Annotated in this window: 19 protein-coding genes; 4 read left to right on the forward strand and 15 right to left on the reverse strand. The window is 67.9% G+C overall.

The annotated features are described in order from the left end of the window. Positions 1–56: 56 nt before the first annotated feature. A complete protein-coding gene (locus tag ACSFA7_RS04120; RefSeq protein WP_435498207.1) occupies positions 57–881 on the reverse strand; it encodes an alpha/beta fold hydrolase in 825 nt (274 codons plus the stop codon). A gap of 11 nt (positions 882–892) precedes the next feature. Beyond that, positions 893–1,762 (reverse strand): fumarylacetoacetate hydrolase family protein, encoded by an 870-nt coding sequence (locus tag ACSFA7_RS04125; RefSeq protein WP_435498208.1) that lies wholly within the window; start codon positions 1,760–1,762, stop codon positions 893–895. A 182-nt stretch (positions 1,763–1,944) separates the two neighbouring features. Here ACSFA7_RS04125 and ACSFA7_RS04130 point away from each other — a divergent pair, with 182 nt between their 5' ends. After that, a complete protein-coding gene (locus ACSFA7_RS04130; protein WP_435498209.1) occupies positions 1,945–2,814 on the forward strand; it encodes a helix-turn-helix domain-containing protein in 870 nt (289 codons plus the stop codon). Positions 2,815–2,963: 149 nt separating this feature from the next. On the opposite strand, the gene ACSFA7_RS04135 is transcribed toward ACSFA7_RS04130, so the two are convergent. The 13 genes from ACSFA7_RS04135 to ribD all read right to left on the reverse strand — a co-directional run bounded on the left by ACSFA7_RS04135 (position 2,964) and on the right by ribD (position 19,005). Then, on the reverse strand, positions 2,964–8,156 hold the full coding sequence (locus ACSFA7_RS04135) for an AAA domain-containing protein (RefSeq protein WP_435498210.1): 5,193 nt from the start codon (positions 8,154–8,156) through the stop codon (positions 2,964–2,966). Continuing rightward, entirely contained in the window at positions 8,153–9,373 is a 1,221-nt protein-coding gene (locus ACSFA7_RS04140; protein ID WP_435498211.1) for a SprT-like domain-containing protein, read from the reverse strand. Before ACSFA7_RS04140 ends, ACSFA7_RS04135 begins: the two co-directional genes overlap by 4 nt. Positions 9,374–9,436: 63 nt before the next feature. Next, a complete protein-coding gene (locus tag ACSFA7_RS04145) occupies positions 9,437–11,167 on the reverse strand; it encodes a peptidoglycan D,D-transpeptidase FtsI family protein (protein WP_435498212.1) in 1,731 nt (576 codons plus the stop codon). Positions 11,168–11,274: 107 nt separating this feature from the next. Continuing rightward, a complete protein-coding gene (tolA, locus tag ACSFA7_RS04150) occupies positions 11,275–12,192 on the reverse strand; it encodes a cell envelope integrity protein TolA (RefSeq protein WP_435498213.1) in 918 nt (305 codons plus the stop codon). 3 nt (positions 12,193–12,195) lie between these two features. Continuing rightward, positions 12,196–12,633: an ExbD/TolR family protein gene (locus tag ACSFA7_RS04155; protein WP_435498214.1), complete on the reverse strand. Its 438-nt coding sequence runs from the start codon at positions 12,631–12,633 to the stop codon at positions 12,196–12,198. 14 nt (positions 12,634–12,647) lie between these two features. Continuing rightward, positions 12,648–13,370 carry a protein TolQ gene (tolQ, locus tag ACSFA7_RS04160; protein ID WP_206178788.1) on the reverse strand — a complete coding sequence of 241 codons (723 nt, stop codon included), beginning with the start codon at positions 13,368–13,370 and terminating at the stop codon, positions 12,648–12,650. Continuing rightward, positions 13,367–13,825, reverse strand: a complete 459-nt coding sequence (gene ybgC, locus ACSFA7_RS04165; protein WP_435498215.1) for a tol-pal system-associated acyl-CoA thioesterase — start codon at positions 13,823–13,825, stop codon at positions 13,367–13,369. Before ybgC ends, tolQ begins: the two co-directional genes overlap by 4 nt. Continuing rightward, a complete protein-coding gene (locus tag ACSFA7_RS04170) occupies positions 13,822–15,018 on the reverse strand; it encodes a pyridoxal phosphate-dependent aminotransferase (RefSeq protein ID WP_435498216.1) in 1,197 nt (398 codons plus the stop codon). The genes ybgC and ACSFA7_RS04170 overlap by 4 nt, the downstream gene beginning before the upstream one ends. Further along, on the reverse strand, positions 15,015–15,551 hold the full coding sequence (gene nusB, locus ACSFA7_RS04175) for a transcription antitermination factor NusB (RefSeq protein ID WP_042580121.1): 537 nt from the start codon (positions 15,549–15,551) through the stop codon (positions 15,015–15,017). Before nusB ends, ACSFA7_RS04170 begins: the two co-directional genes overlap by 4 nt. Next, entirely contained in the window at positions 15,548–16,009 is a 462-nt protein-coding gene (ribH, locus tag ACSFA7_RS04180; RefSeq protein WP_435498217.1) for a 6,7-dimethyl-8-ribityllumazine synthase, read from the reverse strand. Before ribH ends, nusB begins: the two co-directional genes overlap by 4 nt. A gap of 6 nt (positions 16,010–16,015) precedes the next feature. Then, the gene (gene ribBA / locus ACSFA7_RS04185; RefSeq protein ID WP_435498218.1) at positions 16,016–17,173 is read right to left on the reverse strand and encodes a bifunctional 3,4-dihydroxy-2-butanone-4-phosphate synthase/GTP cyclohydrolase II; all 1,158 of its coding nucleotides are present in this window, start codon (positions 17,171–17,173) and stop codon (positions 16,016–16,018) included. Next, the gene (locus ACSFA7_RS04190) at positions 17,170–17,835 is read right to left on the reverse strand and encodes a riboflavin synthase (RefSeq protein WP_435498219.1); all 666 of its coding nucleotides are present in this window, start codon (positions 17,833–17,835) and stop codon (positions 17,170–17,172) included. The genes ribBA and ACSFA7_RS04190 overlap by 4 nt, the downstream gene beginning before the upstream one ends. A 42-nt stretch (positions 17,836–17,877) precedes the next feature. After that, positions 17,878–19,005, reverse strand: coding sequence for a bifunctional diaminohydroxyphosphoribosylaminopyrimidine deaminase/5-amino-6-(5-phosphoribosylamino)uracil reductase RibD (ribD, locus tag ACSFA7_RS04195; protein ID WP_435498220.1), 1,128 nt, complete (start codon positions 19,003–19,005; stop codon positions 17,878–17,880). A gap of 178 nt (positions 19,006–19,183) precedes the next feature. Between ribD and pilV the strand changes: the two genes are divergently transcribed. From pilV to ACSFA7_RS04210, 3 genes are read left to right on the forward strand one after another with little or no spacing between them, the layout of a single operon-like run. Continuing rightward, positions 19,184–19,780 (forward strand): type IV pilus modification protein PilV, encoded by a 597-nt coding sequence (pilV, locus tag ACSFA7_RS04200; protein WP_435498221.1) that lies wholly within the window; start codon positions 19,184–19,186, stop codon positions 19,778–19,780. Then, positions 19,761–20,741 carry a PilW family protein gene (locus tag ACSFA7_RS04205; protein WP_435498222.1) on the forward strand — a complete coding sequence of 327 codons (981 nt, stop codon included), beginning with the start codon at positions 19,761–19,763 and terminating at the stop codon, positions 20,739–20,741. The genes pilV and ACSFA7_RS04205 overlap by 20 nt, the downstream gene beginning before the upstream one ends. After that, positions 20,738–21,391, forward strand: coding sequence for a pilus assembly PilX family protein (locus tag ACSFA7_RS04210; protein WP_435498223.1), 654 nt, complete (start codon positions 20,738–20,740; stop codon positions 21,389–21,391). Before ACSFA7_RS04205 ends, ACSFA7_RS04210 begins: the two co-directional genes overlap by 4 nt. Positions 21,392–21,394: the final 3 nt, after the last annotated feature.

Here is a 21,394-nt window from a genome sequence, read left to right on the forward strand (position 1 = left end):
TCTCCTCCGGCGCGTGGTGCCGGCAATGGGTTGTCTAAATCGAGCGGGGCGATGTCTCAACGAAGCGCCGCGTAGAAGGCTTCGAGCGCCTGGGCGCAGCGCTGCGGTTGCTCGAAAGTTGTCCAGTGGCCGCATCCCTCGAGCACAACGAGGCGGCTGCCAGCGATGCGTGCCTGCATGGCCTGGACGTTGGCCACGGGGGCCACGCCGTCCTGGTCCCCGGTGACCAGGAGCGTCGGCAGATCGAGGCGCTCGAGCGCGGCCGACTGCGCATCGGCGAGCGCCGTACAACTCTGCGCGTAGCCCTCGGGCGACTGGCGCATCACGCTCTCGCGCACCAGGGCGAGCACCGCCGGCTGCTGTTCCTTCGTCTGGATGCTCGTCGCGCCCTTCACGATGGCATCGGCGATCTCCTGCATGGCTGCCGCGCCGCCGCGCGCTGCGTTGGCACGCGCCGCGATGTTGGGGCGCGCCGCATCAGGTGGCGCGGCCAGCGGACCGAACAGCGCCAGCGATTTCACAGTGTCGGGGCTGCGCACCGCCAGGTGCTGGGCGACGATGGTTCCCATCGAGTGCGCCATCACATGCACGGATGCGATGTCGAGCGCCGAGAGCAGCCGCTGCATGGCATCCACGTAGCTGTCGATCGACAAGGCCTTTCCGTCAGCCGGCAGTGGTGATCTCGCGCTGCCCGGCAGGTCGGGCCTGATGCGCCGAAAACGGCCGAGCGCCGGCAGGATGGGCGTCCAGTTGTTCGACGATCCGCCCAGGCCGTGGATGCACAACAGTGCTTCGCCTTCGCCTTCGCCTTCGCCTTCGCCTTCGCCATCGACCTCGACCTCGACCTCGACGGCGAGGCCGTTCAATACTTGAGTTGTCATGTGCAGCCCCTTCAGACGAACTTGTTCTCGATGGCGCCGAGCCGGTCGATCTCGACACGCACCACGTCGCCGGCGCGCAGGTAACGCGGCGGGTTCATGCCCATGCCCACCCCGGCGGGCGTGCCCGTGGCGATGACATCGCCGGGATAGAGCGTGATGCCGCGCGAGATCGTCTCGATGAGCGTGGGGATGTCGAAGATCATGTTCTCGGTAGGACCGTCCTGGCGCAGTTCGCCGTTGACCCAGCAACGCACGCGCGTCCTGGTGCCGTCGAACTCGTCGGCCGTGACGATCCACGGGCCCATCGGGCAGAAGGTGTCGAACGACTTGCCCAGGTCCCATTGCCCGTGGCGCATCTGCACGTCGCGCGCGGTCACGTCGTTGACGACCGTGTAGCCGAACACATGCGACATCGCAGCTGTGCGCGTGATGTTCTTGCCGCCCTTGCCGATGACCACGGCCAGTTCGGCCTCGTAGTCGATCTGCGTCGACACCTCGGAAGGCACGAGCACGTCATCGTGCGGACCGACAACGCACTCGGGCACTTTGGTGAAGACGATGGGCCATTCGTCCGTCTTGGCCGCGTTGTCCTTGAACACCGAAGCAGACAACTCCTTGGCGTGCGCATGGTAGTTGCGACCCACGCACCAGAGGTTGCGGCGCGGCTTGGGCAACGGCGCATCGAGCACCACGTCGCCCAGGTTGACTGCGGGACCGGCTGCCTCCGGAAGCGGGCCGCCCTCGGCCAGGGTTTCGATCAGCGTCAGCACGCCGAAGTCCGCCTGGGCCTGTGTGAACTGCAGTGGGGTGACGGTCTTTCCATCGGCGGAAACGAGGCCGACCTTGCGGTCTCCCTCGCTCGTGAAGGTGGCGATTCGCATGCGGTTTGCTCCTGTGTTTTTGCGATGCGTCAACTTTAGAAATTGCGCACCAGAAGCGCTTATCGACCGATCCGGCGGCGTATCGAATCGTCTGGTGTGCTTCTAAGGAATTACCCGGAGCGCTGTGTTGGCCCGATGCGTGGGAGGGAACAATCGCCGCAAACGACCTCGAAGAGAGACAGATGCAGGAAGCCTATGCACTCCATGAAGGCGCGTTCGGCACGGCGATCGTCCTGGAGGCGAGCGCCAACCTGGTGTCGCATGCGCATTCAGAAACACAGCTCGCCCTATGGCTGGGCGGTGCGCGTGCCTGTGCCCATGTGGGCTCCGAGGTCGTGCCTTACGGCGAAAGCGTGGCTTTGGGTGTGAACGCTTTCGAGGCGCATGACATGGTGCGCCTGGAAGACAGCGGATCGAGCCTCTTCATCGTCTTCATGATCAAAAAGGACTGGCTCGACGACCTCGGCCAGGCAAAGGACCGGAGCTTCCGGTTCCCGTCTCCGCGAGTTCCCATCAGCGACGCGTTGCGGCGTTCATGCTGGCGGGTGCTGGACCTGATGATCTCCGCTGGTGCAGGGCGCGAGCAGGTGGACAAGGAAGTGGAACGCTTGCTGGAGGCCGCCATCGCGGCATCCACGACGGGCGCGGATGCCGCTCCGGTGCCCGGAGGCATCGGCGTGACGCTGGACCATCGCCTGCGCGCCGCCATCGCTCACATGCGCACGCATGTCTCCGAGAAAACGAGCATCGACGAGATCGCCGCAAAGGTCGGGCTGTCGCGCGCGCATTTTTTTACGCTGTTCCGCGATCAGTTGCACACGACGCCACAGGTGTTCTGGAGCGGCGTGCGCGTCGAGGAAGCCATGCGCCGCGTCAGCGAAGGCGGCGAGTTGACCGACGTCGCGCTCGACCTCGGCTTCTCGGCGCCGGGCAATTTCTCGCGCTTCTTCAAGGAACACACCGGCATCTCGCCGTCGGTCTTCAAGCGGGCCACGCGCGCGCCTTCTCCTGTCACCGTCACAGGCATCCCGCGCGAGGGGCAGAGTTTCTAGGCACACCGTCAAGCTTCGGGATTTCCTGCAAGCGAAGGGCGAGGCAGGAGATCTAGCCATATTCGATGGCAAACCAGAAGATGCCGGCGAACAGCTGGTTGTGCCCGAGAGCCGAAGCCCAGCTTGCGCGCCAGGGAGCTATTGCTGGGTCAAGATGGGAGGCTGGTCGCTTGTTCCTTCTTGCGCAGCGCCAGCTCGATCTGCTCGAGCACGGCCTCCGGCGCGTGCAGCCAGTCCTTGGCGAGCACCTGCACCACCTGCCATCCGAACGCGTCGAGCACGCGCGGGCGCGAGACATAGCGTTCGAGCACGTTGCGGTTCTCGTAGTGCGTCGCGGTGTCCACGAGGATGCCCAGCGCATAGTGCCCGGCCTCCGGTGCACGCAGCGCGAGGTCGCAGCGAAAGCGCGATTGCCCCACCTGCTCATCGACCGCATGGCCGCGCGCACGCAGCGCCGCCGCGAGTTGCGCCGTCACCTCGTCGGCGCGAACATGCTGCGCGCTGCTGCCGCGCGTGAGCGGGTTCATGCTTTCGAGCACGCGCCGGGCAGTGGCCGAATCGCCGCGCGACAGGCACTCCGCATAGCGCAGGAACTGCTTGAGCGCCGCGGCGCCTTCGTTGTGGTCGTTGGTGATCGCCTCGTGGCGGATCGTCGAGACGACGGCCATGTGGTGCCGCGCTCGGCTGAAGATCACGTTGAGCCGCTTCTCGCCGCCGCGCTGGTTGATCGGGCCGAAGTTCATCAGCATGCGGCCCTCGGGGTTCGGGCCGTAGCAGATGCTCAGGATGATGATGTCGCGCTCGTCGCCCTGCACGTTCTCCAGGTTCTTGATGAAGAGGCCGCAGAACTGGTCGTCTTCCTCGCGGACGTACTCGGCTTCCAGGCGCGCGGCGAAGTCGCTGTCGATGGCGCCCAGCGCATCGAGCTCGGCTTCGATCTCGGTTTGCTGCGCCTCGGAGAAGGCGACGATGCCCAGGCTTCGGCCGGTCTCGCGCTTGAGCAGTTCGCGCACCAGTTGCGCGATGTGGCGCGCCTCGCCGTCGTTGATGCGGTTCTCGTATACCGCATCGGTGACGCGGTGGAAGCTGATGGCGCGCGAGAGCAGGGCGTCGACATTCGCGGCCACCGATTCCTCGGTCGGGTTGTTCGACTGCACGAGGATCTCCTCGCGCGCATCCGCCGGGAGGCTCCGGTCCGGAATGGTGAAGAGGTTGCCCGCGTAGAAGGCCGCGTTCGAAAAGCCGATCAGCGATTCGTAGCGGCTGCGGTAGTGCCACGCGAGCAGCGTGGCCGGCAGGTTGCGCGCGCCCTGGTTCAAGAGGCTGTCGGCATCGAGTACTACGGCGATGCGGTCGCCCTCGTCTTCCACCGAGACGGTGTCGTCCTCGGGGTCGCGGCCCGAGGAGAAGAAGCTGGTCGGCGGCAGCTGCATCTCGTCGCCCACCACGATGATCTGCGGCGCGCGGTAGAGCGCGGGCACGGCTTCTTCCACCGGAATCTGGCTGGCCTCGTCGAAGATCACCACGTCGAACAGGTCGGCCGCGAGCGGCAGCGTGTCGGACACCGAGAGCGGGCTCATGAGCCAGATCGGCTTCATGTCGCGCACCACCTGGCCGGTCTCGCCCGAGGCGAGTTCGCGGATCGCCTTGTAGCGCATCGTCTTGCCGAACTCGTGTTCGAGCTCGCGGCGGCCCGCGTTGTAGCTCTTCTTGAAGAGCTTGCCGCCGGCGTCGAGCTGGCTCGCGGGGAGGGCGCTGGTGCGCACGTGCTCCCGAAAGCGCTGGCGCACCGCGGCGGCGAGCGTGCGGGCGTTGCGGTCGAGGAGCTTGCGCTCTCCCTCGGCCAGGCGCTGTGCATGGCGCGCGAGCGCAGCGCTGTCGAAGCGCGGCAGCCAGCGCTCGGTGCGGTAGACGCGCTCCAGGCCTTCGCGCGCGACGGCGTATTCGATGGCGTCGGGTGCGAGCGGCAGCGTGCGCAGGGCCTTGGCCAGGGCCGGGTCGGCATCGGCCAGTTCCTGCAGGTGGGGCAGCACGGTGGGCAGGGTGTCGGCCTGTTCGCGCAGCGTGCGGGCCAGTTCTTCGAGCGATGACAGCGGCAGGGCGGCCGGGTCGTCGAGCAGGTCGTGCCACAGGGCGTCGAGTGCCTCGGTGCGTTCGCCGAGGGCGGCCAGCCGTTCGACGTTGCGGCTCGCGCCGGGCTCGGTGCGCAGATGCGTGTGGAAGGCTGCACGCACGCCGCTGCCGTTGGCATCGCCACGGCGCAGGGCATCGAGCTGCTGCGCGAAGTCGTCGGGGGCGGTGCAGCCGTAGGTCGCCTCGATCTGCGACGCCTGCTTGCCGACAGCCGCGCGGGCCGTGTGCTCGGCCAGCAGTTCCTCCAGCACCTGGCTGGGTTGCGGGCGGACGGCGTGCCTGGCGAAGTCGTAGCGGCGCTTGAGTTCGCCCGACAGCCGCCACCACGAGGGCTGGAGCCAGCGCAGCAGCGAACCCTGCTGCGCCTTGGCCTGGGCGAGGCCGGCTTCGGTGTCGCCTGGTGAGAACTTGTCCTTCCAATGGCTGGTGCGTGCCACGGCTTCGTTAAGGACTTGCTGCAACGCGCGGCGCTGCGCCATCGCCTCGCCGAACGCGAGGCTCGTCGGGTGCGCGGTGTCGAGCAGCGAGAGATGCCCGCGCGCGGCGAGTGCGGCCACGCGGCGTGCATCGACCACCACGGCAAGCGCATCGCCCCAGAGCGTGGGCGCATCGCCCAGCGGCGGCCAGGCGTCGGTCAATGCATCGCGGTGCGGGCCGGTCCGTTCCGCCGCGCGGTCGCTGAGCTCGACCAATCGTGCAAGCGGCCGCTCCTGCCGCAGCAACACGGGCGCGAGTTGCGCGAACGCATGCGCCGACAGATACGGCACGCCCAGGCTTTCGGTGACTGCGAGGTGAAGGCGCGCGACCAGGTCCTCGTGTTTGCGCCAGGCAGCGAAAGCGGGCAGGGCCTCGGCCTGCAACGGTGTCAAAGCGGGATCGTGGGGCTTGAGCGCGATCAGCCGCGCCATCAGCGTGCGCACCGCCACGGCCAGGTGCTCGGGCACTTCGCGCATCGCGGCGTCGAAACGTTCGAGTGCCTTCAGGTCGGCGTCCATGGTGTCGACGAGCTGCGTGCGCTCGCGGGTCTCGGCATCCAGTTCCTCGGGCGCCGCGAGCCAGTGCTCGTAGGTCTTCTTGAGGTTCTGCACGAAGGCCTTCTTGTCGCCCTGCGAGTCGTGGATCATGCAGCACAGCTCGTCCAACCCCTGCTGCCGCAAGCGGTGGAACACCACGTCGATGGCAGCGCGCTTCTCGCAGACGAACAGCACGCGCTGCCCGCGCCCCACATAGTCCGCGATGAGGTTGGTGATGGTCTGCGATTTCCCCGTGCCCGGCGGCCCCTGGATGATGTAGCTGGTACCGGTGCGCGCGAGCGCGACGGCGGCGGTCTGCGTGGCATCGGCCTGCACCACGGGCCACTGGTCGGCCAGCGGCAGCGCGGCCGGCGTCTCGGCATCGACCTGGCGCGGCTGCAGCGAGAACACGCGGTCGAAGGCGTCGCTCGCGATTTCCGATTCGCTCAGCGCCGAGTAGTCGCGCACCAGCGACATCTTGCGGTGGTTGAAGTTGCCGAGCGTGACCGAGGTGAGGTCGACGTCCCACTGGTAGGGGTTGCCGCTGCTTTCATGCAGCGAATAGGTCTGCTGCTCGGTCTGCGCGGCGGTCGATGCCATCTGCGGCGCGCGCGGCAAGGGCCGCGCACCGACCGCATCGCGCAGCGTCAGAGGAACCGGCCGCACCTTCGCGTGATAGAGCTGCAGGCCGAGCGGCCGGAAGTCGTCCTTCGCATAGCTGAAGTCATGCGCCGCCACGGGTTGCGCGCCGGGGTTGCGCACGCGGGTGCGCCGCTTGAACTGTTCGAGCCGCTGGCGGGCACGCTGGTGGATCAGTTCGATCTCGGGCTGCTTGACCAGCCGCAACTGCACGCCGGGTTCGGTCGCGGCGATCTGCGCGGAGAGCTGGGCGTGAAACTGCTCGATGGTGGTCTCGCGCAGGTCGATGCTCTCGGGCAGCACGATGCCGTAGAGCTGGCGCAGGTGGTGCCTGAGCGTCGGGTTGACCTGCGCCTCGCTGGAGGCTGCTTCGAGCAGGTACTGGTCCTTCACGCCCTTCTTGCGCGTGAGCTCGACCGACAGCAACAAGAGCGGCGAGGCGATGCGCTCGGCCCGCTCGGCCTCTCCCTCTTTCAGGTTGTGCCAGCGCAGGAACGCGATCACCAGCGACAGCTGCGAGAAGCCGTATTCGGAGCGGTCGCGCCGCGCCTCCTGCAGGATGCGGTCGAGCGCGCCCGGCAGGTAGGGCTGGTCTTCGAAACGCAGCCAGCGCGCGAGCGGCACGGGGTCGCAGGTGGCGATGTCGTTCGCGAAGCGGCCGTCCCATAGGCAGAGCTGGTCAACGCGGATGTTCTTGATGTCCACCACCAGCGGCACGCTCGCCACCGTGAGGTTCACATGCGTCTGGCTCGGCTTGAAGTGCAGCAGGCGGTTGCGCCGCGAGAGGTCAAAGAGGCGGTCGCGCAGGTGCACGCGGATCGCCTGGCGGCGCTGGCCCGCGCCGTCCTTCGCGGGCGCGATGCGGTCGAGGCCGAGGTCCAGCGGCTGGTCGCGGTAGGTCTCGAGCCGGCGGATCACCGAGGGCAGGTCGCGCGCGCGTTCGTGGCGGTCGAGCGCGGTCATCTCGCCGATCACCGCGGCCACCACCGGGTGCAGGCGGCGGTTGAGCGCGAACAGGTTGCCGCGGCTTGCGACGAAGCGGGCCAGTTCCTCGCTGTCGGTGAAGTCCAGGCCGCACGAGAGACTGGCGAGGACTTGGCCGAGGCAGAGGATGTCGGTCAGCGCGTCGTGGTGCGCGAAGCGCAGCTCCCAGGCGGTGTAGCCGGGCAGGTAGACGGGGCGGGTCGGCAGTGCATCGGGCGCGGCGTCGGCCATGAGCGCGAGGTTCTCGACCGAGACGCCCTCGTCGACATCGAGCGTCACGCGGTGCTCGCCGACCACGCGCAGCACGGAGGCGGCAGGTGCTTCGAGCGGCGCGATCGCGTCGCGGTTCTGGCGCGGCTCGGCGCCTTCGGGCTGCACGAGCACGAGGGCGGGCGTGTCGTCGACGCGGTAGGCGAAGGCGCTGCCGAGCGCGGCGACCTTGCCTTGCTCGTGCAATGCGGACACCTCGCGCAGCAGCGGCAGTACGAGGCTGAGCACGTCGTCGGTCTGCAGGCCGCCGTGGGCGCCGGCGGTGTCCAGCAGTTGCAGCAAAGGGGCGACGGTGGCGGTCATGCGGAGGCGCCTTGCAGGTGTTGGGCGGCGGCCTTTTCGAGCAGCGTGGCGGCATCGCGCTTGACGCGGGTGAGGCTGCGCTTGGGGAAGCGCATGTCCTTCACCACGCGCTCTTCGAGCTGCGCGGTGCAGCCCATCGCTTCGGCGAGGCCGAGCGCGGCGGCGAGCGTGATGTCGTCCAGCTCGGGGTCGGCTGCGACGAAGTCGACCAGCACGCTGGCCAGGTAGTCGTGCACGCCGGCGGGCACGGGGCCGGGTGGCGGCATCGGATTGGCGGGTGGCGCGAAGTTCGGAAAGAAGCGGCGCGCATGGGCCAGCAGCGATTCGGATTGCAGGAACGGCCGCTGCAGCAACTGCGCGATGGTCTCCCGCGTGAGTGCATCGGCGCGCTGCTGCCCGAGCAGGTCGAGCGTGGCGAGGTCCAGCGGGCCTTCGAGCGCGCCGGCGAGCCACTCGTCGGCTTCGGGTTGGCGCTCGGTCCACAGGCGCAGCGCCCGCGCCCGCACGAAGACTTCAGGGTGGCTGGTGCCGCGTGTCTGGAGTTCAGGCGCGGCGCAGATCTCGTCGGCCTGCCGCAGGTAGCTCGCGGCGTTCACTTGGTTGAGGCCCGTCTGAACCTTGACCAGCGCAGTCACAGCAGGTTCCAGCGCTTCGCACGCGATGCAGGCGCCGCGGTCGGCAAAGGCCTCGGTGTAGAGCCCGTAGCGGCGCGCCGCATGCAGGTGGCTGGCGTCGGCGCGGGAATCGGCCGCCGCGGCCTGCAGGATGCGATCGACCACGTGGTACTTGCCGCCGTCGCGCTCCCACAGCAGGTAGTGCGCCAGCTCATGGCCGAGCACGGCCTGCAGTTCGGGGCCCTGCAGCCGCTCCAGGAGCGGACCCGAGAGCACGATGTGCGCCTCGCCCGGCAGGAAGAAGAGCGTGGCATTCATCGTGCCGTCGCCCGCCTGGTAGAGCGCGATGCGCGCCGTGATGCCCAGGCGCTGCGCCGCCGCGTTGCAGTGCGCATGCAGCTCGGAGTGGGCGTCGGCATCGAGCCGGTACGAATTGCGCAGCAGGTCCGCGCGGACTGCCGCGGCATGCTCCTCGCGCGCCTCGGCGGAGGCGGCCCAGCGCCAGACTTCGGGCTCGTTCGCCTGCAGATGGGCGGCCAGGGCCTGCTGGTAGGGGAGCGGGGTCAGGTCTTCGAGGCGAACGGCAGGAGGGGTGTCGACCATGTCAGGAGCGCCATGCAATGAGTTGCAGACGATCCTAAACGAGGGCGGTGAATCAATGCGCCATCAGTGCGCCATGGAGGCCACCGGCAGGTCGGGCAGCACGTTCAGGATGCGCAGCGTCTGCTGCACCACCTGGCTGAACACCGGTGCCGCCACGAGGCCGCCGAAGTACTTGCCGGCGCCGGGCTCGTCGATCATCACCGCAACGATGATGCGCGGCTTGTCGATCGGCGACATGCCGGTGTACCAGGCGCGGTACTTGTTGCTCGCATAGCCCTTGCCGACCTGCTTGTGCGCGGTGCCGGTCTTGCCGCCGACGGAATAGCCCTCGGTCTGCGCGAGCGGCGCGGTGCCGCCGGGCGCGGCCGCCAGGTGCATCATCTTGCGCACCTCGCTGGCGACCTGCGGCGAGAACACCTGCACGCCGGGCGGATCGGTGTCGGTGCTTTTCAGAAGGCCCACCGGAATGACTTCTCCGTTGTGCGCAAAGGCCGTGTACGCATGCGCGATCTGGAACAGCGACGCCGAGAGGCCGTAGCCGTACGACATGGTGGCCTGCTCGATCGGCCGCCACGACTTCCAGGGCCGAAGGCGCCCGGTCACCGCGCCGGGGAAGGGCGTCTGCGGCTTCTGGCCGAGGCCCACGGCGGTGAACGAGTTCCACATTTCCTGCGCCGTCATGCGCTGCGAAATCTTGGTGGCGCCCACGTTGCTCGATTTCTGGATCACGCCCTGCACCGTGAGCACGCCGAAGTTCTCGTCGTCGTGGATGGTGGCGCCGGCCACGGTGATGCGGCCCGGGTTGGTGTCGATGATGGTCTGCGGCGTCACGCGGCCCAGCTGCAGCGCGGTGGCGATGGTGATCGGCTTCATCGTCGAGCCCGGCTCGAACACGTCGGTCATCGCGCGGTTGCGCAGCTGTTCGCCGGTGAGGTTGCGGCGGTCGTTCGGGTCGTAGCTCGGGTAGTTGGCCATGGCGAGCAGCTCACCCGTCTCGGCATCGACCACCACCACGCTGCCGGCCCGGGCCTTGTTGGCGACCACCGCATCGCGGATCTTCTCGTAGGCGGTGAACTGCACCCGGTCGTCGATGCTCAGCTGGATGTCGTGGCCATCGGTGGGCGGCACCTGGTCTTCGGTGTCCTCGACGATGTGGCCGAGGCGATCCTTGATGACGTGGCGGGAGCCCGCCTTGCCGGCCAGCTCGCCGTTGAAGGCGAGCTCGACGCCTTCCTGCCCGGTGTCCTCGACGTTGGTGAAGCCCGCCAGGTGCGCGGCCGCCTCGCCTTCGGGGTATTGGCGCCGGTAGTCGCGGCGCAGGTAGATGCCCTTGATGCCGAGTTCGGCAATCTGCTTGCCGACGGCGGTGTCGACCTGGCGCTTGATCCAGACGAAGCTCTTGTCCTCGTCCTCCAGCTTCTTGTCGAACTCCTTCTGCGGCATGCCGAGCAGTTTTGCCGCCTGCTTCAACTTGGCCTGCACGGCGGGATCGTCGCGCTCGATGTCCTCGGGAATGGCCCAGATGCTGGGCGCCGGGATGTCGGACGCGAGGATGAGGCCGTTGCGGTCGAGGATGCGCCCGCGGTTCGCGGGCAGCTCCAGCGTGCGCTGATAGCGCACCTCGCCCTGATGCTGGAAGAAGTCGTGGTTGAAGACCTGCACGTAGGCGGCCCGGCCGGCCAGCAGCACGAAGCCGAAGGCGATGCTGGCCACGATGAACTTGCTGCGCCAGACGGGTGTCGGGCTCGCCAGGAGCGGACTGCTGCCGTAGCGGATTCGGCCGTTGGGATTCATCTTCTTGTGCGGGCGCGAGGCCCGGCTGTTGTTGTGCGCGGGTAGACAGCGCGGCAACAGCGGAGTTCCGGGTGGGCTTGCGAAAGGCCACCCGGAACTGGCATGAATCAGCGCTTGGGCCTGAGCGAGACGATGAGCGACGGAAAGATGCGCCCGTCGGTGTCGCGCGGCAGCTTGTCGGTCTTGTGCAGGCCGCGCTCGGCCGCTTCGTCCCAGGCGGGAAGTCCGCTGGAGCGCGTGAGCTTCACGCCGACGATGGTGCCGTCAGGCGCGAGGTTCACCTCGAACTCGGCGGCCGGGTTCCCGTTCACCGTGTCTGCATCGGGGAAGGTGATGTTCGGGCGCACCGCGGCGGCGATGCGTCCGGCATAGCCGCTCGACGGACCCGAGGACCGCAGGGCCGTGCCCTTCGAGTCGTCAGCACCGCTGGCGCCCGCAAGACCCTGCATGCGCTTGAGCGTGGCGGCGCGGTCGGCGGCGGCCTGCTTGGCGGCCGCCTCGGCCTTCTTGGCTTCGGCCTGCTTGGCGTCAGCTTCCTGCTGCTTCTTCTGGTCAGCGAGCTTCTGCTGCTGCTCCTTCTTGCGCTGGGCGTCGTCTTCGGCGCGCTGCTTGGCTTCGAGCTCCTTCTTCTTTTGCTGTTGCTGCTGCTCCAGCTCGCGCTCTTTCTGTTCCTTCTGCTCCTTGAGCTTCTTCTCGCGCTCCAGGGCAATGTCAGGGGCCTTGGGTGCAGGTGCGGGCTCGGGGGCCTTGGCCGCGGGAGGCGGTGGTGGCGTCGGGGCCGGCGGAGGCGGTGCGGGGGCAGGCGTCGGCGCCTCCGGTGCGGACAGGCGCGGCGCAGCCTGTTGCACGGTGGAGGACCACAGCTCGGCATCGACGGCGCCTTCGTCGGCATCGCTGCGCCAGCGCACGCCCCACGTCAGCGCCGCGATCAGCAGCGCATGCGCGATGAGGGCGAGCACCACGGCGCGCGGCGTGCCGCGCTGCGGGGGCGGCGCGAACTCGGGGCGATCCAGTGCGAGCGACATGCCTTATTTGCCGCCCGTGGTCGTAACCGACAGGCCCACGCGCTCGATGCCGCTGCGCTTGAGCTGGTTCATCGCCTTCACGACGGTTTCGTACTTCACCGTCTTGTCGGCGCTGATGACCACCGGGCGCTGGGCGTCACCGCCCTGGGCGGTCTTGGCGGCCGCGCCGATCTGGGTCATGGGGATCGAGGTGCCACCCGTGCCGGTGGACGGGTCTTTCTTGATCTGCACTTCGTCGTCGCTCTTGATGACGATCTCGATCGGCTTGTCGGGTTGCTTGTTGGCGCGGTCGACGGAGGGCAGGTTGATCACGCTCGGCGTGATGAGCGGCGCGGTGACCATGAAGATGATCAGCAGCACCAGCATCACGTCGATGAACGGGACCATGTTGATCTCGTTGATCGTGCGGCGTCCTCGGCCCCGGGATGAAACGGCGGGCATGCGCTGCTACCTGTTCAACGGTTGGCCGGAGCCGACGTGGTGGCCGCGGCGGCAGCGCCCGGATTGGCCGAGAGGTTGCGCTGCAGGATATTGGAGAACTCCTCGATGTAGGTCTCGAGGGCGATGGCGATCTTGTCGATCTCGCGGGCGAAGCGGTTGTAGCCGACCACCGCGGGAATGGCGGCGAAGAGGCCGATGGCCGTGGCCACCAGCGCTTCGGCGATGCCGGGCGCCACGGTGGCGAGCGTCACCTGCGCGAGGGCGGCGAGGCCGGTGAAGGCATGCATGATCCCCCAGACCGTGCCGAAGAGACCCACGTAAGGCGAAACGGAACCGACGGTGGCCAGGAACGAGAGGTTCTGCTCGGCCGCATCGAGCTCGCGCTGGAAGCTCGCGCGCATCGCGCGGCGGGCGCCGTCCAGCAGCGTGGCGGGGTCGCTCACATGGCGTTCGCGCAGCTTTTGATATTCGCGCATGCCCGAGGCGAAGATGCGCTCCATCGGTCCCGCGAACTTGGCGTTCTGGGCGGCCGAGGCGAACAGCTCGTTCAGGCTGGTGCCCGACCAGAACTCGCGCTCGAAGTCGTCGTTCAGGGCGCGCATGCGCCGCAGCGCGAAGTACTTGCGGATGATCGCGGCCCAGCTGGCAATCGAGACGATCACGAGCAGCAGCACGACCATTTGCACCACGAAACTGGCGTGGAGCAGGAGGTTGATGATGGAAAGATCTTGGTTCATGGCTTGAAAGGTTGAGTCATGGAGCCGCCGCAGCGCTCGAGGGTTCCCGAAACCCGGGAAGGGATGCGCGCGGGACGCAAAGTGGCGGCGTTCACCCACCCGATACGGATCGTGCCTTCGCACAGCAAGACCGGTGCCGGGGCCCCGGTTCGCTCCTGCTCTGTTTTTGATAGCACTTGCTGTCCGATTATCAACGACGCAGTGCCCAATTGTTGAAGATCGGCGGTAACCAGCAACTCGTCGTCGAGCCGCGAGGGCCGATGGTATTTGAGCTGGGCCTCGCTCACCACGAACTGGCCGCCGGTTTCTTCCTTGAGCTTGCGCTGCTCGACGCCCAGGGAGCGCAGCCACTCGGTGCGCCCGCGCTCCATGAACTTCAGGTAGTTGGCGTAGAACACGATGCCGCCGGCATCGGTGTCCTCCCAATACACGCGGATCGGAAACGCGTAGCTCATTGCGCCCGGTTCTCGGCCATCGCGCGCAGGCGCTCGATGGCTTCTTTCAGGTGTTCCATCGAACTCGCCGTGGAGAAGCGCACGAACTTCGCCGTCTCTGCCGTGCCGAAATCGCGGCCAGGCGTGACGGCGACGTGGGCGCGCTTCATGGTCTCGAAGGCGAAGTCCCAGCTGCCCGAGATGCCGAGCTTCTCGGCAAAGCTCGTGCAATCGGCCCACGCATAGAAGGCGCCATCGGGCACCACGGGCACGTTCAAGCCCAAGGCGTTGAGTTGCGGAATGAACCAGTCGCGGCGCGCCTTGAACTCGGCGCGGCGGCGTTCGTACTCGGCGATGCTCGCGTCCTCGAAGCAGGCGAGCGCGGCGTACTGCGACACCGTGCTCGCGCAGATGAAGAGGTTCTGCGCCAGGCGCTCGACCACCGGCACCAGAACTTCAGGCACCACCAGCCAGCCCAGGCGCCAGCCGGTCATATTGAAGTACTTGCTGAAGCTGTTGATGCTGATGACGTTGTCGTCGATGGCCAGCGCCGTCTGCCCAAAGGCATCGTCGTAGGAGAGGCCCAGGTAGATCTCGTCAATCAGTGTGATGCCACCGCGCTGCGACACCACCTCGTGGATGCGGCGCAGCTCGTCGGGCGCGATCGAGGTGCCGGTCGGGTTGGACGGCGAGGCGAGGAGCACGCCGCGCGTCTTGTCGGTCCAGGCGGCCTCGACCTTGGCGGCGGTGAGCTGGAAGCGCTCCTCGGCCGTGGTGGGAATGAGCACCGCCTTGCCGTCCGCGGCGCTCACGAAGTGGCGGTTGCAGGGGTAGCTGGGGTCGGGCAGCAGGATCTCGTCGCCCGATTCGATCAGCGCGAGACAGGCCAGCTGCAACGCGGCCGAGGCGCCGGCCGTCACCACGATGCGGCGGGCGGGCACGTCGACGTTGAAGCGCTCGCGGTACCAGCCGCTGATGCGTTCGCGCAGATGGTCGAGGCCCGTGGCCTGCGTGTACTGCGTGGCGCCAGCGCGCACGGCGCGAAGGGCTGCTTCCTGCACCAGCGGGGGCGCTGTGAAATCGGGCTCGCCGATGTTCAGGAAGATCATCGGCCGGTCGGTGTGGGCGACCTCGCGAGCCAGTGCGCCGGCGGCTTTCGCCACCTCCATCACATAGAAGGGCTCGATACGCTCCGCGCGCGTCGAGATCCTCATGCCTTCGCTTTCCCCGAAGCCCGGTCGGCCTCCACTTCGAGCGGCCGGAACTGCGGCGCCAGACCGTTGAGCACCGCGTTCACGTACTTGTGGCCGTCGGTGCCGCCGAATTCCTTGGCGAGCTCGATGCATTCGTTGAGCACCACGCGCCATGGCACGTCGGGGCAGTTCTGGAACTCGTACACGCCGATCCACATCACCGCGTGCTCGATGGGCGAGATCTCCTCGAACTTGCGGTCGAGCAGCGGACGGATCAGCGCATCGAGCTGCTCGGCGTTGTCGATCGAGCCGTGCAGCAGCGCGTCGTAGTGCGCGGCATCGGCCTTGTGAAAGCCGGCGAGGTCGCGCGTGAAATGGTCGATGTCGGTCGGGTCGTTGCGGCCCACCAGGTGCTGATAGAGCGCCTGCAACGCGAACTCGCGTGCGCGGCTGCGGTTGGACTTGGCCGAAGCCTTGCGTGCGCCGGTGCTGGTGAGCCCCGTGCGCGACTGGCGGGGCTTGGCGCCGCCTGCCTTGGTGGTGTCTTCGGTCATGAAAGGGTGGCCAGCAGTTGCGCCATCTCGACGGCGACCTGGGCTGCATCGCGGCCCTTGTCGGTCTGCCGTGCGACGGCCTGCTCGAGGTTTTCGGTGGTGAGGATCGCGTTGGCGATGGGAAGGCGGTAATCGAGCGCGATGCGGCTCACGCTCGCGCCCGATTCGTTGGCCACCAGTTCGAAGTGGTAGGTCTCGCCGCGGATGATGCAGCCCAGCGCGACCAGCGCGTGGTAGCCGCCGCGCTCGGCCAGCGCCTGCAGTGCCACGGGCACTTCGAGGGCGCCGGGCACCTTCAGGTGATGGATGTCGGCGGCGGCCACGCCCAGCGCTTCGAGTTCGGCCAGGCAGGCGGCTGCCAGCGCATCGGTGATGTCGGCGTTGAAACGCGCCTGCACGATGCCGATGCGCAGGCCCTTGCCGTTGAGCTTGGTCTCGCCCTTGTTTGAACCTTGCATGGTCGTTCAGTCTTTCGTGAGGTAGCCGGCGATTTCGAGGCCGTAGCCCGCTGCCATGCTCGGCATGCGACGCGGCGTGCCCAGCAGGTTCATCTTGTGCACGCCGCATTCGCGCAGGATCTGCGCGCCGATGCCGTAGCTGCGCAGGTCCATGCGGCCGCGCTCGGGGGCTTGCGCGGGACGCGCGGTGCCGTCGAACTGCGCGAGCAGCTCGCCGGCGGTTTCGCCGCAGTTCAGCAGCACCGCCACGCCCTTGCCCTCGGTCGCGATGTGCGAGAGGCTGGCGTCAAGGCTCCAGGAGTGCAGCGAGCGGTTGATTTCGAGCGCGTCGAGCACCGAGAGCGGCTCGTGCACGCGAACCGACACGGTGTCTTCGGGCGCCCACTTGCCGCGCACGAGCGCCAGGTGCACGCCGCGGCTGGGCTTGTCGATGAAGGCGTGGGCGGTGAAGGCGCCCCAGGCGGTTTGAATCTCGCGGCAGCCGACTTTCTCGACCAGCGATTCGACACGGCTCCTGTGCTCGATGAGCGCAGCGATGGTGCCGATCTTGATGCCGTGCTCGGCCGCGAAGATCTGCAGGTCGGGCAGGCGGGCCATCGTGCCGTCTTCGTTCATCACCTCGCAGATCACCGAGGCGGGCGAGCAGCCGGCCATGGCAGCGAGATCGCAGCCGGCTTCGGTATGGCCGGCGCGCATCAGCACGCCGCCGTCCACCGCCTGCAGCGGGAAGATATGGCCGGGCTGCACCAGGTCGGCGGCCACGGCGTTGGGTGCGACGGCCGCCTGCACGGTGCGGGCGCGGTCGGCCGCCGAGATGCCGGTGGTGACGCCTTCGGCCGCTTCGATGGAGACGGTGAAGGCGGTCGAATGCTTGGCGCCGTTGCGCTGGACCATCGGTGGCAGTTGCAGCCGCTCGCACATCTCGCGCGAGAGCGTCAGGCAGATGAGGCCGCGTGCATGGCGCGCCATGAAATTGATGGATTCAGCCGTGATGTGGTCGGCCGCGATGACGATGTCGCCTTCGTTCTCGCGGTCTTCCTCGTCGACCAGGATCACCATGCGGCCCGCGGCCAGCTCGGCCACGATTTCTTCGACCGAGGCGATCGGTGCGGGGGCGCGCGTGGCGCTGGGGGCGGCGCCGATCGGCGTGACGGAGGCGTTCATTCGGCTGTGTCCTTGGAATACGTGGCGGCCTGCGGGACCAGCACGCCGGCCTGGAGCATGCGCTCCACGTAGCGCGCCACGGTATCGATTTCGAGATTGACCTTCGAGCCGGCTTTCAGGCCGCCGAGGGAGGTGTTCTCCACGGTGTGCGGGATCAGGTTGATGCTGATCTCGGCGCCACCTTCGATGTCGCTCACGCTGTTGACCGTGAGGCTCACGCCGTTGATGGTGATCGAGCCCTTGTAGGCCAGGAAGCGGGCGAGGGCGGGGGGTGCGACCACGCGCAGCTCCCAGCTTTCGCCGACCGGCTCGAAGAAGCTCACCGTGCCGATGCCGTCCACATGGCCCGAGACGATGTGGCCGCCGAGGCGGTCGCTGGCGCGCAAGGCCTTCTCGAGGTTGATGCGGCTGCCCTCGTCGGTCAGGCCCGCTGTCTTGTCGAGGGATTCGGCGGAAATGTCGATGGTGAACTGCTGTCGCCCGGGAACGAGCGTGGTGACGGTCATGCAGGCGCCGTTCAGCGCGATGCTGTCGCCCAGCCCGACGTCGTCGAGATAGCCGTCAGGCACCGCAATGCTGAGTCTTTTGCCGTAGGAGGAGGAGGTGCCGAGGTCGTGGATGGCGGCGATGCGCCCCACGCCGGTGATGATTCCGGTGAACATCCGCACATTTTCGCAGAGAACGTGAAGGGTTCGGGGTAAACGCTAGAAGGCGTCTTTTTCGCGGACCCGGGCGAGGATTCGTACATCGGGTCCGAGCATGTCTACGGACCTGAATTCGAGGGGCAGGGCGCCCGTCAGTGCAGTCAGCGGACCGCCTGCGTGAATGTGGCTGGCCATGTCCAGCCCGCGGCCGATGAGCTTGGGCGCGAGGTAAACGAGCAACTCGTCGACGCAGCCCTCCCGGATCAGCGAACCATTGAGCTTGTGGCCCGACTCGACGTGCAGTTCGTTGACGCCGCGCGCCGCCAGGTCCTTCAGCATCGCGCCCAGATCGACCTTGCCGTCGGCGTTCGCCAGGCAGGTGACGGTGGCGCCACGGGCCTCGAGCGCGGCGGCCTTGGCTTCGTCCCGCACGGCCGCATAGATCCAGACGGGACGGCCTGCTATGAATATGTGAGCACCAGGCGGCGTTTGGAGGCGGCTGTCGACCACCACGAGGTGCGGCTGGCGCGGCGTCTCGACCAGGCGCACATCCAGGCGCGGGTTGTCTTCGAGCACCGTGCCGACGCCGGTCAGCACGGCGCTCGCGCGGGCGCGCCAGGCGTGGCCATCGGTGCGCGCGGGCTCGGAGGTGATCCATTGGCTCACGCCGTTCTCCAGGCCCGTCTTGCCGTCCAGCGAGGCGGCCACCTTGAGCCGCACCCACGGTATCTTGCGCACCATCCGGCTGAAGAAGCCGATGTTGAGCTCGCGCGATTCGGCGGCGCCGGGACCGACCTCGACCTCGACATCGGCCGCACGCAGCCGCTCGAAGCCCTGGCCTGCGACCAGCGGGTTCGGATCGGCCAGCGACGCCACGACCCGTCCGATGCCTGCCGCAATCAGCGCATCGCAGCAAGGCCCGGTGCGGCCGTGGTGCGAACAGGGCTCCAGCGTGACGTACGCCGTCGCGCCTTCGACCGAGTGACCTTGTGCCGCCGCATCGCGCAGTGCCATCACCTCGGCATGCGGACCGCCGGCCTTCTGCGTATGCCCCTGGCCCAGTACGCGCCCGTCGGCGTCGCACAGCACGCAGCCGACGCGCGGGTTCGGGTCGGTCAGCAGCAGCGCGTCGGAAGCCAGGCGCAAGGCTGTCGCGATGTGCTGCGCGTCTTGTTCGTGTGAGGGCATGGAAATGGAAGAGACGGGACGGGGAAAAATTTAACACCGGTGCCGTTCGATCATACGAGCGGCATGCCGATGCGGATGAACGGCGCGCGCTCCGTTGCAAGCGGCCTCTACGCTCGAAGTTCGGTGGCGGGAATAAAGAAGCAACACAAGTTGCAGCAGATCAGGGAGGGCATCGAACATGGCTTCAACGAAGCATCGGGCCACGGGCTTTTCGCTCGTGGAAGTATTGGTATCCATCGTCGTGCTGAGCGTGGGGCTGCTCGGCACGATCGGCATGTTGCTGGCGTCGGTGCGCACCAGCAACGAGTCGGCAACCTTCACGGCAGCGCTCAATCTGGCGCGCGATCTGTCGGAGAAGGTGCGGATGAACAAGGGCATCGCCACGCGCAACGATGCGGGCAACGCCTACCTTGTCGAGGACTGGCGTGAGGGAGGCGCATCGGGAACCGCCTCCTCGGCCGGCGCGGCCTGCGTGGGGGGCGGCGCAGTTTGCAGCACGGCAGACCTCGCGGCATGGGACATGAGCGAGTGGCAGCGCCGCATTGCCAAGGCGCTGCCCGATGCGCGCGTCAGCGTGTGCTTCGACGAGGCGCCCTGGAATGCGGCGGCGGACGCGTACACATGGACATGCAGCAAGACGGGCCGCACCGTGGTCGTGAAGCTCGGCTGGACGCCTCGCGCCGGCCTCGGTGCGAAGGCCGATTCATTGTCGGCGCCGCGCCTGGTGATGCAACTGGTCGCAGGGCAGGCGCACGATGGCCAGGCGGGTTCCTGAGTTCCTCAGCCGCGTGCGCGAACGCGGTGCGACGCTGGTCGAGCTCCTGGTCGCCACGGCCGTTGCATTGGTCGTCGTGCTCGCGGCCACAGCTGCCTTCGTCGCCAGTCAGCGCTTGTTCACGGCCGATGCCGATGCGCAGGCGGTGGAGGAGTCGCTGCGGTTCGCGGGCTTCGTCGTCAGGAGCGTCGCGCGGCAGGCGGGCTATTCCGACCACGCGCCCGACTCCGTGGGGCCCCAGGGCTCCGAGGGCATTGCCGGCAGCGCAAGCACGACGGCACCGTCGAACGACCTCGCCGACCTCGACATCGTGGGCGCGAGCGACACCCGTGTCAGCGGCGTCGGCGAGAGCCACGGCGCGCACGGCACGCGCGGCATCAACGCCAGCGATTCGCTGCGGGTCCGCTTCTTCGGCCGCAGCCGCGCCGGGGGCGACGGCACAGAGCCTGACGGCACGATGATCGATTGCATGGGCTTCGCCCAGCCCGGTCCGGCGGCGGACACGCCCGTGTCCGCAGACCGCGCCTGGAGTTTTTTCTACATCGCCGAAGCCGCGGACAAGGAGCCCGAGCTCTACTGCAAATACCGCAGCGCCAGAGGCGGGACGTTCAGGGCGCAGCCCCTGGCGCGCGGCATCGAGGTGTTCAAGGTCGTCTACGGCCATGACGCCGATGGCAACGGCGTTCCCGAACATTGGCTGGACGCCGCGCAACTCGAGGCCATGGCGGCCTCCGCAGACAAGGCTGCCGACGAATGGCGCAAGGTGGTCGGCCTGCGCATCGGCATGGTGGCGCGCAGCGCGCAAGCCCGGGGTGGTGCCCGGGAGGCGGAGGAGGTGCTCTATCCGTTGGGCACCGATTTTTCCGAGCTGAGTTTCAGGCCCGCGGCCGATGGCAGGCTGCGGCGCGTGGCGACCTTCACGGTCATGTTGCGCAATGCGATGAAGGCGCCGGCACCGTGAGCCCGCACCGTCGTTCGCCGCAGCGGGGCTTTTCGCTGATCGTCGTGCTGCTGCTTCTTGTCGTGGCCACCGTGCTGGGCGTCGGTGCGGCGCAGGTCTCGCTGGTCAACGAGCGCAGCGCCCGCAACGACCGCGACACCGAGGTGGCGTTCCAGGCGGCCGAGGCTGCCCTCGTCGACGCCGAAACCGATGTGCTCGGACCCAATGAGGACACACGGCAACGCCTCTGCCTTTTCAATCGGCAGGATGCGACGGCCTTCGTCGCAGGGTGCGGTGACCACGGCGAGCAGCAGGGGCTGTGCGCACCTGCCGATCCGGGCGCCGATCCGGCATGGATGACGCTCGACCTTTCGGCCGGAAACGGCAAGTCGGTCGCCTACGGCACCTTCACGGGCCAGACCTATTTCAGCGGCGATGCCATCACGGGCAGCCGCGCCGGCGCGCTGCCGGCCCGCGCGCCGCGCTACATCGTGGAGGCCGTTCGCAGCCGCGGCGACTGGCAGGCCAATGTGCTGCAGAGCGCGAGTGCCCAGGGCGCCAGCTACGTCTTTCGCGTCACGGCCATCGGCTACGGCATGCGCGACGAGACACAGGTCGTTCTGCAGACCACCTTGTACAAACCGGCCGCCAGCCCTGGCTGCCCTTCCTGAAGA

Origin of the sequence: Variovorax trehalosi, from assembly GCF_051216415.1 — a bacterium.
GTDB lineage: Bacteria > Pseudomonadota > Gammaproteobacteria > Burkholderiales > Burkholderiaceae_C > Variovorax.